We start from the raw sequence: 14159 nt of genomic DNA on the forward strand, positions 1-14159 counted from the left end.
ATATGGCCTGAATGATCAAATTTTATGCAATTTAACAACAACTGCCAAGCTGGCCAAAATCCATTCAGAATGGGGCAGGCAGGCCTTTTTTCAGGTATAACACTGTTTTATTGAGATAGGGGAACAGGAAGATCAGTAATAACGTTAAAACCAGCATGGCACTGATCATTTCAAAGTAATCCATCGCAAACCGTATCTGGTCCTGCGCGTTCACCGATTTCAGCAGCAGCCGGCTGGAGATTTTAGCTGCTTTATCAGGTTGGGCGCCATGACTCAGTAAAACATGCGTCTGCTGCAGGATGCGGGCTTTGGCGGCGGGGTTCAGCCTGGTGAGCGACTCCTGAAAGGTAGCATAGTGGCTGCTTTTGCTAAACAGTTCAAAATAATTGATCAGCGCAATACTCGAACAGAAGCCTGTGAAGCGCACCAGCAGGCATATGCCGGCAGCGGAACTGCTGATCTGTGGCTGCACGGAAGCCACCACAAACACAATAGTCGGCGTCATCAACATGCCGATACCCAGTCCGTGTAACAGTAACGGGAGTACGAAAACATTTTCGTTGGCTGCATTGCTGAATAACGTATACATCCAGATATGATAGATGAGCAGCATACCGAAGCCGATGGCCCAGATCCGGCGCATGGGATGTTTCTGCAATACCATGGCGCAGGAAATGATGATACTGCATACCATCCCGGCTATATTGAACAGCATGAGATGGGAAATATGAATAGGGTCTAAACCAAGTACAGTAGAGAAGTAAGCATTCGCGATGTTGGAAGTAAACCTGCATATATACAGAATGAAAAGCAGTAACAGGCCCACTTTGAAGTTCCTGGATACAAATACACGCAACTGAAAGTAAGGCCGTTTCATGCTGAATTGCCTGACAATAAAAATGATCAGCAGCAGACCCGCTATCAGAACGGCATAAAGCAAGCGAGTATCTTCCAGCCAATAATATTGCTGCCCGTATACCATCATAAAACCAAAGAGGCAAAGTATCACCGCATAGATCACAAAGCTGGCCCAATCCAGCTGGTAGAGCGGGAATTTAGCATTGAGCCGGATGTTGTTCATCATCACTCCCAACAGCACCAGACTGGGAATATAAGAGAACATGGCGCATTTGTACAGGGTATTGAAGTTAAAGTTGTCGATCACATCTGCCGTAACAAAATTATTAAAAGGGATAATGCAGATCAGCATTCCGAAAAAAACAGCATAGCCGATTTCCCTTGCCCGCTCGCTTCTCAGCCGGTTGAATATCAGCGCCAGGGAGAGGTTTACGGTGCACGTAAAAGCCATTCCCTGAATGAATCTGCAAATCAGTAACACTAATAAATGCGTCGTCGTAAAACAAATAAAAGAAGTAATCAGCTGTATGAACGTAATCAGGAAGAAATATTCCTTCGTGGCCAGGTAACGGAAGAAACGCTGTTCCAGCGAGAAGAAACTAACATAGCCGGCATAAAAGATCACTACGGAAAACTGAACATCGGCCGGTTCAATACCACTGTAACCCGCTGCTGCTGCTATGTTGGCGAGTGGTAAGAAAAACAGCACCAGGCTGGGTAACAGCACAATGAACAGCACCAGTTTTATCAGCCACTCCGGTACCCAGGGCTTGAATAAAGGAATGAGCTTACCCATGCGGATATTGATTTTTGCGGATGCTGACATTCACGTTCATACCTGCTTTCAGCGGTGCAGTGATCGCTTTGGCGTCAGTAAGCCTGATGCGTACAGGAATACGCTGTACTATTTTTACGTAGTTGCCGGTGGTGTTATCCGGAGGCAGGAGGGAAAAACTGGAGCCGGTGGCCGGCGATAATGAAATGATACAACCTTTAAAGCGGGTGCCGGGATAGGCATCTGCTTCAATGTCGGCCGTGTCGCCTACTTTCATATTGCGTACCTGCGTTTCTTTATAATTCGCTACTACCCATTTATCCGTTTCGCTGTTAACGATGTAAGCAAGTGTTTCGCCAGCGTTGATCATTTGCCCTGTTTCTATAGTCCTGCGCCCCATCCGGCCGTTGTAAGGCGCCAGTATGACGGTATAGGAGGCGTCCAGTCTGTGACGATCGAGCAGGGCCGATAAGCGCCTGCTTTCTGCATTGATAACGCCGCGCTGCGTAGCCGCCTCGCCGACTTTCGCCAGCGAGGCCTGATACGCATCCAGGGCTGCCTGGTACTCTGAATTGGCAATATCGTATGCTGATTTTATATGCTCCAGTTGCTGTTTGGTGGCAGATCCGGTTTCAAAAAGGCGCTGGTAGCGGTCGTAATCCAGCTGCTGCTTTTCCAGCTTAGCTTTGGCCACTGCTATCTGCGAGTTATTGACCTGCGCCGTTTTTTTGAGGGTTTGTATGTTGCTCTCGAGTACCACCACCTGGGCCGATGAATGGTTCAATGCAGCGGCAGTCTGCTCTTCCTGTATTTTGTATTCACGGTTATCTATCAGCAGTAAGGTATCTCCCTTATGTACTTCCTGGTTTTCTTCAAAACGTATATCGGTGATAAAACCGCCTGCACGGGAAATAACGGGATTGATGTATTCCTGTACCTGTGCATCGTTGGTGAGTTCGGCCTTATAGATGACTAGCAGCGAGCGGACTCCCCATACCAGCAGCACCAGTACAATAATGCCTGCCATCCAGGCGGTTATTTTTGTGACCATACGGTCGGTAACAATGTATTTTTTCGACTGGTTCATGCTTAGAGATCTCCTATGATATACTGTAGTTTATAATATTGTAACCTGGCTGCTACCAGCGAGGCGGAGAGTTCAAATTTTGTTTGCAGCAGCTGTACATCCGCATCCAGCAGATCGGTTATTAAAGCCGTTTGATTAGCATACGTATTGGTAACGATCCTGTAATTCTCTGTGGCCTGCGCCACGTTTTCTCTTGCAACGGTAATACGCTGAAGGTCTTCCTCGTAGCGGATCCTGGCTTCGTTTATCTGTTGCCGTAAGTCTTCTTCCAGGTGCTGTTGTTCCAGTGTTTGCTGCGATAATTCTATGCGTGCGGCGGCTACCTTATTTTTGTTATGATAGAAACCCGATACCGGGAATGCTGCTTTGATGCCTATGATGCCGAAGCCATATGGTGCTGCGGCGTAAGGATAAAGCATGGTTTGAGGATAAGCGTAATTGTATTCCGCATATAAACCCGCTTTGGGAGCCAGATTACCTTTTATATCCTGTACTTTAATTTTACTGAGTGTAGTTTGCTGTGCTGATATTTTATATTGATGAGAATGCTGTAGCGCTGCATTAACGTAGGTTTCAGCCGGTTCCAGCGGAAGAGTATCGGTTGATTCACCTGGCAGTACCCGGAAATTAGTGGCTTCGCCTATCAGTATATTCAGTTTCTGTGAGGCAATGGTGATATCATTTTCCAGTTGTACCAGCAGCATTTTCTGACGGGAAAGTTTGAGCTCAGCCCGCAGTACATCGCTGTTTAGTACCACTCCGTTCTTTTGGAAATCCCTGATCTGTGCCAGCTGCTTTTCCTGCTCGGCAATGTTCTTCACAACGAGATCACGAAACTGCAGGTGCTGCTGGATATCAAGATAGTAGGTGGTGGCCCGCAGGTGTATATCAGCAGCAGAAAGATGCAGCTGCTCGGAGATAAGCTGGTGGCGGGTGTTTTCGGCGGAGATCTTAAGATTGGTTTTGTTACCGTTGTAGAGATTAAAATAAGCTTCGCTGCCTATTTTATAACGCGTGTGTATAATGTTGTGCTGTGTGGGCGGCTCCAGCAAGCCGTTTTCATACATCGGCAAATTGGAAGCCCTTTCCAGATTCCCTTTTACAGATAGCTCCGGCAGCACCGCTGCTTTGGCATCATTGATCTCTTTTTCACTGGCGGCTACTTTAAGTGCCTGTATTTTAATGACCTTACTGTATGCATCTGCTTTAGCCCATATTTCAGACAGGGATAACGGAACAGCAGTAACAGTATCTGGTTTGTTTTGAGCGTTTAAACTATTTACAATTAGTATGAAGATACCAATCACACCAGGCACTTTCAAGCGATACAACATTATTTATTTTGTGCGCAAAGGTAGATGTACTCCGTATTGGAAGTTTTCCTTAAATAGCCAATTATTTGATGATTCCAGCCAAAAGAAAGAATTGAGAATAGGGAATGTGGAATGAAGAATGAAAGCGGTGATAGTAGCGAATATGATCTTCGCGTTTACTATCTCCGCTTTCATTCTTCATTCCACATTCCCTATTCCTAATTCTTAAAACGGGTATTTCCTCATCCCCCCATCCACTACTGCCACTGTTCCTGTAACGTAACTGGCCCGCGGAGATACAAGAAACACGGCCATGTTGGCCATATCTTCCGGTGTACCGAAATCGCCCAACGCAATTTCCTGGTCTGCAAATTTTTTGCGCTCATCGCCCGGGAAAAAGCGGCGGATATTATTCGTGTCTATCAAACCCGGCTGCAGGCTGTTTACCCTGATGCCGTATTTACCCAACTGTACGGAGAGCTGTTTGGCCCATACTGCCGTTGCTGCTTTGGCTACTGCTGAGGCGTTGATGGACCCCAACTCATAGGTGCTCGTAATATTCAGAATAGCGCCCTGTTTGCGTTCCATCATATGAGGCAGCAGCGCCTGCGTTAACTGACGGTGCCGGTTGAAATCGAGCGTGAGGGAATCATTCCAGGCTTCGTCTGCTCCGGTTATATCCAGCGGTTGGCTGCGGCCCGTATTGTTGACGAGAATATCCACATGGCCCAGCGCATTCAACGCGGCTGCTGCAATATGCTGAGCGGCATCTGCGGCCATGAAATCCTGTACAAATGTAATGGGCGTCGTTCTTCCGGCCGCAGTTACTTCTTCTTTAAGACTATTCAGCAGATCGTTGTTCCTGGCCGTAGCAAAAACTGTCACACCTTCCAATGCAAGTTGTTTCACAATAGCGCGACCAATTCCCTGACTGGCGCCTGTTACCACCGCTGTTTTTCCTTTTAAATAGAGATCCATGATTTTTCTGAAGTTTTAAATCCGATGTAAAAGTAAAGCGGGTACTGCATATAGTATTGAACACACAAATTTGTAAGTCGTGGTGAAGCAGCTGCATGATAATTAGGTAAATTGCATCAGCAATATGAAATACGATACCAACAAACAAAAAGCGCTGAAGCAGCTGCAAACCATTCCAGGCATAGGAAAGGCGGGTTCACTGGATCTGTGGAATATAGGAATCAGGGAAGTAGCTGATCTCAGAGGGCGTAACCCGGCTACATTATACGATAAGCTGAATACCGTTACAGGTATGCAACACGACATATGCATGTTGTACACCTTCCGTTGCGCCGTGTACTTTGCAACGGAAAAAGAGCATGAGCCGCAGAAACTAAACTGGTGGTATTGGAAAGATAAAACCTACGGTGAATAAGGATAGCCTGAAAATACCCTGTCATCCACTACTGTCTTGATTTCTATTCAGGATTATTTCTGTAAATTTATCCTGTTAAATACCCCCAATTAAGCTGAAACATCCCTGTAGTTTAATAACTAATTAAAATCGTCTTATATGCCTAAGTATGTTATTGAACGTGAAATTCCTGATGCAGGTAAATTATCTCCTGAACAGCTAAAAAGTATCTCCCAAACTTCCTGTGGTGTATTACGCAACCTCGGTCCGCAGATACAGTGGATCCACAGCTATGTGACCGGCAATAAGATCTATTGCGTGTACATCGCGCCGGATGCCGACATGGTCCTTGAACATGCCAGGCAGGGCGGATTTCCGGCTAATGTCGTGAGCGAAGTGGTGACCGTCATCGACCCCACTACAGCAGAGTAATTTCCATTGTAAACAGCGCCACATGAGGTTGTAGTACTACAGCCCGCCTCCCTGTGCCTGATAAGCCGGCGAATTTGTTAATAACCGGTTAAGGGTGTCGTATTTCCTGCATTTACAGACAATAATCCGTCGTTCACGAGATTGATAATTTAGATGTTGATAGCATATATACCTTTGTATCAGGTTTTTCATAAGAAATGGTTAAAATATTGGAAGGGGAGGTAGTCTTGCCACCCCTTTTTTATTTTAGGTAGATGAATACTTTTAGTGTTTTATTACTAAATTCATACTAATCCCTATATGACTGCTGATAAAGTAAATAGCATCATTTCGCCGATCATTGTACTGCATCTTGTAGGATTGCTGGCGTTGCTGGCTTATCCTGGTGAAACTCACTGACGTATTTATCTTTTTAAAAATTATTTGCAAGTCTCAAAATATTTAACCAGCTTTAATATAATATCAACCAGAATAATATGAACTCAGGGAAAGCCTTCAAATCAGGGCTGCAGGTAGTGGCTTCCCACGCTTCGCTATGGGAGCGCTTCTTACAGGGCGATCGCCACGCTTTTGCCCGGATCTACGATACCCATATCGACGACCTGTATCACTACGGTATGCATTTTTGCCAGGATGCGGAACGGGTAAAAGATTGTTTGCAGGATCTCTTTCAGGATCTCTGGCTTGCCCGCGAGCATCTCACACCGCAGATTCGGAATATTCGTTACTACCTGATCAGCAGCCTTCGGCGCCGGTTACTCCGCGCGTTGCGCAAAGACCGCCGCTATCATCATCAGGATTCCTGGGAAGCTTTTGAGTTCGAATTCACGCTGCCCCTCGAAAACCACCTGATCCAACACGAAACCGCCGCCGAACAACAGGCATTGCTCCGCCAGGCCATTGCTAACCTTTCCCGGCGCCAGCGGGAAGCTATCTACCTGCGCTTCTTTCAAAACCTTAACTACTCAGAGGTGGCCGAGGTAATGTCTATGCAGGTAGACTCCGTTTATAATACCATCTCCAAAGCAATTGCTATCCTCCGGAAAAGTGTTCCTTTGCCACTGCTGCTGCTTTTTCTCGGGAAATAAAAAAAAGTTCAGAAAAAATGATGAGATTTTTAATGTTAACCGCTCTTTACTAAAAAGCACGTTCTTTTGGCTGCCGATAAATATTTGTCATACACCGCCCGTGATTTTGCAATGGACGAAAGTTTCCAGGACTGGGTGCTGCACCCGGGTCAACGCAATGTGTTCTGGGAAACCTGGGTGCAACAACATCCGGAGAAAAATGATATCGTGCATACAGCCCGGCAACTGGTGGAGAGTATCCGGTTCCGCAATTATTCCATATCGGCGCAGGACAAGGAACAGCTGTGGGATGCCGTCTGGAATGGATTGAATGACGAAGGAACGCCTTTGGTGCAAACCCGTTCCCAATGGAGTAATGCATGGAAATACGCAGCTGCCATACTACTAGGCATCATCCTGGCCAGCGCCTGGTGGTGGAAAAATACGGATGCACCTGCTACCGTGCTCAGTGCCCACACCCGGCTTGGAGAAACCCGGAATTTGTTGCTGCCGGATAGCTCCCAGGTAACGCTGAACGCCAATTCACGACTGCTGTACACCACCGGCAGCAAAGGTAAAAGGGAAGTGTGGCTCGATGGGCAGGCCTTCTTCCATGTAAGGCATACTGCTGCTAATCAAAAGTTTATCGTGCATACTTACGACAATCTGAATGTGGAAGTGCTGGGTACGCAATTCGATGTGAACAGCAACGGCAGGGAAATCGTAGTGGTATTGCAACAGGGAAGTATACTGCTCAACATCAACGGCGACAAAAGTACGCAGGCTGCTTCACTCTACCTGCAACCCGGGGAAATGGTCCGCTATAACAAACAAACCGGCGACTATACCAAGAAAAGTGTGGATGCGGTGCATTACACCTCCTGGCATACCGGACGGCTGATCATGGATGATTTCACACTCGCCGATGCTGCTGCTTTCATGCAACAGGTCTTCGGCAAAAAACTGATCGTCAACGACGAACAACTGCTAAAATACAAAGTATCAGGCTCGATGCCCGTTATCTATAACGCCGATACTATGACGGCACAATTGGCAAAGGTCTTCCGTATGCAATTCAACCAAAAGGGCGATGACATCTGGTTCCAGAGAAAATGATCGCCGGTTATTTTTATAGTCTAATTCCTAATCGTTAAAACCTGTTCAAATGAAAAGAGGTTTACGTGTCTTGCTGATGCAAGCATTGGCCCTGTATTTCCTGTCCCAGACTGTATCGGCACAAACGCCGGCGGCCCTTGCAGATCAGGCCGCTCCACCCGCAGGCGACAGTACTGAACCCCAGCCCGATGAGTCAGACCTGAAAGCTGTGCTGCACCGGATCGAAGAACGATTCAGCATTTCTATCGCCTATAAAAGCAACATCGTAAAAAATAAGAAAGTACAACTGGCAGTTGCCAGCTGTCAGTCGGCTGAAGAAGCCATCGGTAAAGCTTTGGCGCCATTTAACCTGCATTTCGAAAAAGTAAGGGACCGTTTCTATATGGTCACCGAAAAGGCAACACCGGTTGTTACTCCCGCCGAATCCGGTCCCGTTCAGCAACACCCGGTTAAAGGAATCGTAAAGGATGAAAAAGGGAATCCGCTCGCCGGCGTCACCGTGCGTGTTGCCGGAACAGCCATAGGAACCGTTACCAACCCCGATGGTACTTACGCTATCAGTGCACCGGGAAAAAATACAGATGAACTGGAGATTACGTATATCGGATTTGAAACACAACGTGTAGGCGTTGGCGGTAGACAGCTGGTGAACGTCACGCTCAAAGAAGGTGCCGCTGCATTGAGCGAGATAGTGGTGACCGGTTATACCACGCAACGGAAAAAGGATCTTACCGGATCTGTTGCCGTGGTGAATATCGATAACATGATCAAACAACCTACTGCACAGGTAACGGAACAGCTGCAGGGACAAGCCTCCGGGGTGACCGTCATCGGTTCCGGCCAGCCCGGCCAGGCGCCCCAGATCCGCATCCGCGGGGTTAATACCTTCGGCGCAAACTCACCGCTGTACGTGGTAGACGGTGTGCCTACTACCGATATCGCCGATCTGAATCCCAATGATGTTGCCAGTCTTCAGGTACTGAAAGATGCCGGCGCCGCCTCTATCTACGGCTCCCGCGCATCCAACGGCGTGATCATCATCACCACCCGCCGTGGCGCCGGTAAGGTGAAAGTAAGCTATGATGGCTACTACGGCCGTCAATATCCCCGGAAGGGAAATGTCTGGAATACCCTCAATCCACAGGAACAGGCCAATCTCCGCTGGCTGGCATATAAGAACTCCGGCGCCGATCCGGGTACCACCCAATACGGACATGGCGCCAATCCTGTAATACCTGATTACCTCCTGCCTGCGGGCGCTAAGGAAGGAGATCCTGCCGTGGATCCATCTAAATACTATGTAAATCCTAACTATACCGATCTGAATGATTACAACAGATTCTACCAGATCGTGAAAGCTAATAAAGCAGGTACCGACTGGTATCACGCTATCTTCAGCCCTGCACCTATTACCAGCCATAATATTGCCGTAAGCGGTGGCGGAGATAAGGGAAATTATCTTTTCTCTCTTAATTATTTCAATCAGCAGGGAACGCTGATGAACACCTATCTTAAACGATACACCATCCGTTCCAATACCCAGTACAATATCACGGATCATATCAGGGTGGGGGAAAACATGGCCTTTTCGATGTCTGAAAATCCGGCCGTGGAAATTAATACTTCCGATGCGGCAATCGGCCATGCCATGCGGGAACAAAGCATTATTCCCGTATACGATATCAAAGGTAATTTCGGCGGCTCGGCCGGCAACGCCCTGGGAGATGCCCTGAGCCCGGTGGCCATACAATACCGTACCCGTAATAACAAAGGATTGAATACCCGGTTATTTGGAAACGTTTACGGAGAAGTAGACTTCCTGAAATACCTGACCTTCCGCACCAGCTTCGGCGGCGAAGTGGTATCGGGCTGGTCGCACTCCTTTACCTATCCGCAATATGAGAATAAAGAAAATGCGACTACAAACTCTTATACAGAAGGCTCTAACAACGGTCATAACTGGACCTGGACCAATACGATTACCTATCATCAGAATTTTAACCGGGTACACGACCTGAAGATAGTAGCCGGTACAGAAGCGTACGACCGCCGCGCCCGCACAGTAGGAGGTACTACGAAAGATTACTTTACTTTCGATCCTAATTTTCCCGACCTCAGCACAGGCACTGGTGTGCAAACAAATTACAGTACCCGTGAAATGGAAAGCCTGTTTTCTATTTTAGGCAGGGTAGATTATGCTTATAAAGATAAATACCTGGTGAGTGCCACCTTACGCCGCGATGGCTCGTCGAAGTTCCTGAATAATCACTATGGTACCTTCCCCGCCTTTACTGCGGGCTGGCGCATTTCGCAGGAAGAATTCATGAAAAAGGTAGCATGGATCACTGACCTGAAGCTGCGCGGCGGCTGGGGGATTATGGGAAACCAGCTGAATCTTTCGGTTAACAACGGCTATTATCTCTACGGCGGTAACCGTAACTCCAGCTACTACGATCTCGCTGGTGTCAGCAACGGTCTCACTCCTGGTTTTGCAGGAACGCAGATCGGCAACCCGGCTGCAAAATGGGAAAGCGATGTCAATGCCAACATAGGTGTCGACGCGTCGTTCTTCAATGGTAAACTCGATGTATCCGCCGATTACTATCGCAAAGACATCAAAGATCTGCTGTATAACCCGGAATTGCCAGGTCTCGCCGGAACGGCAGCCCAGCCTTTTGTAAATGTGGCGCAGATGAAGAATGAAGGCGTTGATTTTTCTGCTGCCTGGCACCAGAATATTACAAAAGACCTTACCCTGAATATCTCCGGTACCTTCACCACTTATAAAAACAAGATCGTTAAGATCGCTGATGGCGTGGATTATTTCGATACGGATGGCCGCCGATTCGATGGCAGCAGCATTATCCGCAATGCAGTGGGGCACCCTGTATCTTCCTTCTTCGGTTATAAGATCATCGGATTCTGGAACGAGCAGAAGGAGTTGGATGATGCTAACGCACAGGCCCAGAAAGCAACCGGAAGGCCGGATGCTACCTACCAGGAAGGACAGGGCCTCGGCCGTTTCCGCTACCAGGATGTGAACGGCGACGGTATTATCACGCCCGACGACCGTACTTTCCTCGGCAACCCTAATCCCGATTTCTCTTATGGCATCAACATTGGCGCTACCTACAAAGGATTCGATTTCAGCATCTTTCTCTTCGGCGTACACGGTAATCAGATCTGGAATAACGTGCGCTGGTGGCGCGATTTCTATCCTTCCTTTGAAAGCGCAAAAAGTAAAACCGCTTTGTACGACTCATGGCGCCCGGATCATAAAAATGCAAAAGCCCCGATACAGGAAGTCAACGGCTCTACCAGTACTCAGAACGTGCCCAATTCCTATATGGTGGAAAATGGCGCTTACCTGCGTGCCAAGAACGTACAACTGGGCTACACGCTGCCTTCCGGCCTGCTGACACGTTATCATATCACTAAACTGCGCGTTTATCTGCAGGCGGCTAACCTGTTTACTATCACAAAATATTCAGGTATAGATCCGGAAATAGGAGGCTCCAATATCACTGATTTCGGTGTCGATGAAGGCGCTTATCCTAATCAGCGGCAGTTTCTCGTTGGGGTAAATCTGGGCTTCTGATAATTGTTTACGTTAAAAAACCGGTTTATGAAATCGTTCAAATATATCATACAAACTACCGCCGTTGCGGCCATTTTACTGGCAGGTTGCAGCAAAAGTTTCCTGGAAAAGTCGCCGCAGGCATCTCTCGATGAACAGGCATTGACTAATAAGAAAGGGGTAGGAGTGATGCTGGTAGGCATTTACGGTGCACTCGACGGACAGGATTTTAAAAATGCGGATATGGTCAATCTCGCCGGTGGAAGCGGCTATGCTGTTTCCCCGGATAACTGGATCTATGGCAGCGTATGCGGCGGCGATGCCCACAAGGGCAGCGATCCCGGCGATGCCCCTGCTGTACTGCAAATCGTCACGTTCCTGGGGAATGCCACCAACGGCTTCTTCAATGATAAATGGCGCGTGAACTACGAGGGCATCCGCCGCTGTAATTTCGTCCTCCACCTGCTTACCAAAGTAACAGATATGACGGAAGATGAGAAGAAAGAAGCTGCTGCAGAAGCACGTTTCCTGCGGGGGCACTTTTATTCTGACCTTAAGAAGATGTTTGATAATGTGTCGTGGGTAGATGAGAATTCTACCAGCTATACGCAGCTAAACGTTGATGATTTCAAGGTGCCCAACAATAAAGACGTTTGGCCAATGATTGAAGCCGACTTTAAATTTGCTGCCGATAACCTCAACGAAATACAGGATGTGATCGGGCGCACTAATTCGTGGGCCGCTAAAGCTTACCTCGCAAAAACTTATCTCTATGAGAAAAAATATGCCCAGGCTGCACCCATCTTCGATGATGTGATTACCAATGGCGTAACCGCCAAAGGAACCAAATTTGACCTGGTAACTAAGTTCCATGATAATTATGATGCATTTACCAAGAATAACAGTGAAGCAGTTTTCTCTATCCAATACAGCGCCAACGATGGCTCCGGCGGAACGGGTAATGCCAATCAGGGCGATATGCTGAACTATCCCTACAACGGACCTTTCAGCTGTTGTGGCTTCTACCAGCCTTCACAGGACCTGGTGAACTCTTTCCGCACCGATGATAATGGTCTTCCTTATCTGGATGACTTCAATCAGCATCCGGTGAAAAATGATATGGGTATTCCTGATACCGTATCATTCACGCCGGATGCCGGGCCGCTCGATCCGCGCCTCGACTGGACCGTAGGCCGCAGAACCATTCCGTATCTCGATTGGGGGAATCATCCCGGCGTGACCTGGATCCGTAACCAGCAATCTGCAGGTCCATATTCACCTATCAAAAATGTGTACATGCAGGCCACTCAGGATAAATACTACGATGGAAACGGCTGGGCGCCTGGAAATGCGATCAACTACGTATTGATCCGCTTTGCAGATGTACTGCTCATGGCCGCTGAATGCCACGCGCAAACGGGCGACCTGAACAAAGCGGAAGAGTATGTGAACCGCGTAAGGGCAAGGGCTGCCAACCCCGCTGGCTGGGTGAAAACCTACCTCGATCCGGCACATCCCATGAACGGCTATACGAATACGCCTGCTGCTAACTATGTGATCAGCACCTGGCCGGTAGGTACCTTCGCTACAAAAGGCCAGGCCTGGGCAATGAAGGCGATTCAGTTCGAACGTAAGCTGGAACTGGCGATGGAAGGGCATCGCTTCTTCGACCTGGTGCGTTGGGGCATTGCGCAAACAGAAATAAACCGCTACCTCACTTACGAGCAAACCATTACCACCGATATCGCCGGCGCCAGCTTCGCGGCAAAGAATGTCAGGTTCCCCATTCCGCAGCGGCAGATCGATCTTAGTGTGAAAAACGGAACGTCGGTGCTAAAACAAAATACAGGCTATTAAAGGCCGCCTTCCGCCCAGTTCAGACCGCCTGCCAGCGGGCGGTTGCTGAACTCAATATGAATGACCCGCCGGTTATGGCCGTTCATAGTGCGCCCGGATGCATGCATCAGCAACGGGCGCATTATCATAATACCACCTTTCGGCACTTCACAGACTACTTCAGGTGTTTCAGCCGGATCGATACTATCCGGCCGGTAGATCCCTTTCCGATGTGAACCTGCCAGCACTTTCAGTGCTCCATTATTACCATCTGTGTCATCAAGATGAATGCGGATGGTATAAATATTTTCCAGTATCTCCTGCGGTGGATGCACGGAGTACTGGCCCTGCTTTTCCGTCCACCCGTCGTAACCGTCCACCGGCAACTGTTTGTCTACTGATATCGTCAGATCCTGGTGCCAGGCTACCAGCCAGTTCGACTGTCCCGGTTTATCGAAGTAGATCGACTTCACCGGAAAATAATCTGCTCCGGCTACCTCGTGTACTATATCCGTGAAACGTTCACTGAATACCAGCTCGCGTATAGCCGGCACCTCCTGTAGGAAACGCCTTATCGCAAATAAATCAGCCGTTTTTCTAAACAATGGCCCCGACTGATCCGTGTGGTTAATTACATCTATCATTCCGCTGATAGCGGTATCGTTGAATACATCCGGTATAATGGTGAAACCATCTGTTTCTAATCCTGCATATGTACGCTTCATT

Annotated in this window: 11 protein-coding genes; 6 read left to right on the top strand and 5 right to left on the bottom strand. The window is 48.1% G+C overall.

From position 1 onward, the window contains the following. Positions 1-64: 64 nt before the first annotated feature. From UNH61_RS09980 to UNH61_RS09995, 4 genes are all read right to left on the bottom strand, one after another. On the bottom strand, positions 65-1654 hold the full coding sequence (locus tag UNH61_RS09980) for a hypothetical protein (RefSeq protein WP_326991951.1): 1590 nt from the start codon (positions 1652-1654) through the stop codon (positions 65-67). Further along, positions 1647-2720 carry an HlyD family secretion protein gene (locus tag UNH61_RS09985; RefSeq protein WP_326991952.1) on the bottom strand — a complete coding sequence of 358 codons (1074 nt, stop codon included), beginning with the start codon at positions 2718-2720 and terminating at the stop codon, positions 1647-1649. The genes UNH61_RS09980 and UNH61_RS09985 overlap by 8 nt, the downstream gene beginning before the upstream one ends. A 2-nt stretch (positions 2721-2722) precedes the next feature. After that, positions 2723-4054, bottom strand: coding sequence for a TolC family protein (locus UNH61_RS09990; protein ID WP_326991953.1), 1332 nt, complete (start codon positions 4052-4054; stop codon positions 2723-2725). A 204-nt stretch (positions 4055-4258) separates the two neighbouring features. Then, entirely contained in the window at positions 4259-5011 is a 753-nt protein-coding gene (locus UNH61_RS09995; RefSeq protein WP_326991954.1) for an SDR family oxidoreductase, read from the bottom strand. Positions 5012-5135: 124 nt separating this feature from the next. On the opposite strand from UNH61_RS09995, the gene UNH61_RS10000 reads away from it, so the two are divergent. The 6 genes from UNH61_RS10000 to UNH61_RS10025 all read left to right on the top strand — a co-directional run bounded on the left by UNH61_RS10000 (position 5136) and on the right by UNH61_RS10025 (position 13454). Next, positions 5136-5426 (top strand): helix-hairpin-helix domain-containing protein, encoded by a 291-nt coding sequence (locus tag UNH61_RS10000; RefSeq protein ID WP_326991955.1) that lies wholly within the window; start codon positions 5136-5138, stop codon positions 5424-5426. Between the two features lie 138 nt (positions 5427-5564). Beyond that, a complete protein-coding gene (locus UNH61_RS10005) occupies positions 5565-5837 on the top strand; it encodes a DUF4242 domain-containing protein (RefSeq protein WP_326991956.1) in 273 nt (90 codons plus the stop codon). Between the two features lie 476 nt (positions 5838-6313). Beyond that, complete coding sequence (locus UNH61_RS10010; RefSeq protein WP_326991957.1) at positions 6314-6925, top strand: sigma-70 family RNA polymerase sigma factor; 612 nt, start codon at positions 6314-6316, stop codon at positions 6923-6925. A 66-nt stretch (positions 6926-6991) separates the two neighbouring features. Further along, the gene (locus UNH61_RS10015; RefSeq protein WP_326991958.1) at positions 6992-8020 is read left to right on the top strand and encodes a FecR domain-containing protein; all 1029 of its coding nucleotides are present in this window, start codon (positions 6992-6994) and stop codon (positions 8018-8020) included. 49 nt (positions 8021-8069) lie between these two features. Beyond that, positions 8070-11618 (top strand): TonB-dependent receptor, encoded by a 3549-nt coding sequence (locus tag UNH61_RS10020; RefSeq protein WP_326991959.1) that lies wholly within the window; start codon positions 8070-8072, stop codon positions 11616-11618. A 27-nt stretch (positions 11619-11645) separates the two neighbouring features. Continuing rightward, positions 11646-13454, top strand: a complete 1809-nt coding sequence (locus UNH61_RS10025; RefSeq protein ID WP_326991960.1) for a RagB/SusD family nutrient uptake outer membrane protein — start codon at positions 11646-11648, stop codon at positions 13452-13454. Here UNH61_RS10025 and UNH61_RS10030 read toward each other — a convergent pair. Then, a complete protein-coding gene (locus tag UNH61_RS10030; RefSeq protein ID WP_326991961.1) occupies positions 13451-14158 on the bottom strand; it encodes a phytanoyl-CoA dioxygenase family protein in 708 nt (235 codons plus the stop codon). The two genes, UNH61_RS10025 and UNH61_RS10030, sit on opposite strands and share 4 nt — an antisense overlap. Between the last annotated feature and the right edge of the window lies 1 nt (position 14159).

The sequence above is a fragment of the Chitinophaga sp. 180180018-3 genome (assembly GCF_037893185.1).
Classification (GTDB): domain Bacteria; phylum Bacteroidota; class Bacteroidia; order Chitinophagales; family Chitinophagaceae; genus Chitinophaga.

Bases quoted from the DNA above. Each gene is read 5' to 3' on its own strand.
- UNH61_RS09980 (WP_326991951.1), bottom strand. From the start codon at position 1,654: ATGGGTAAGCTCATTCCTTTATTCAAGCCCTGGGTACCGGAGTGGCTG.
- UNH61_RS09985 (WP_326991952.1), bottom strand. From the start codon at position 2,720: ATGAACCAGTCGAAAAAATACATTGTTACCGACCGTATGGTCACAAAA.
- UNH61_RS09990 (WP_326991953.1), bottom strand. From the start codon at position 4,054: ATGTTGTATCGCTTGAAAGTGCCTGGTGTGATTGGTATCTTCATACTA.
- UNH61_RS09995 (WP_326991954.1), bottom strand. From the start codon at position 5,011: ATGGATCTCTATTTAAAAGGAAAAACAGCGGTGGTAACAGGCGCCAGT.
- UNH61_RS10000 (WP_326991955.1), top strand. From the start codon at position 5,136: ATGAAATACGATACCAACAAACAAAAAGCGCTGAAGCAGCTGCAAACC.
- UNH61_RS10005 (WP_326991956.1), top strand. From the start codon at position 5,565: ATGCCTAAGTATGTTATTGAACGTGAAATTCCTGATGCAGGTAAATTA.
- UNH61_RS10010 (WP_326991957.1), top strand. From the start codon at position 6,314: ATGAACTCAGGGAAAGCCTTCAAATCAGGGCTGCAGGTAGTGGCTTCC.
- UNH61_RS10020 (WP_326991959.1), top strand. From the start codon at position 8,070: ATGAAAAGAGGTTTACGTGTCTTGCTGATGCAAGCATTGGCCCTGTAT.
- UNH61_RS10025 (WP_326991960.1), top strand. From the start codon at position 11,646: ATGAAATCGTTCAAATATATCATACAAACTACCGCCGTTGCGGCCATT.
- UNH61_RS10030 (WP_326991961.1), bottom strand. From the start codon at position 14,158: ATGAAGCGTACATATGCAGGATTAGAAACAGATGGTTTCACCATTATA.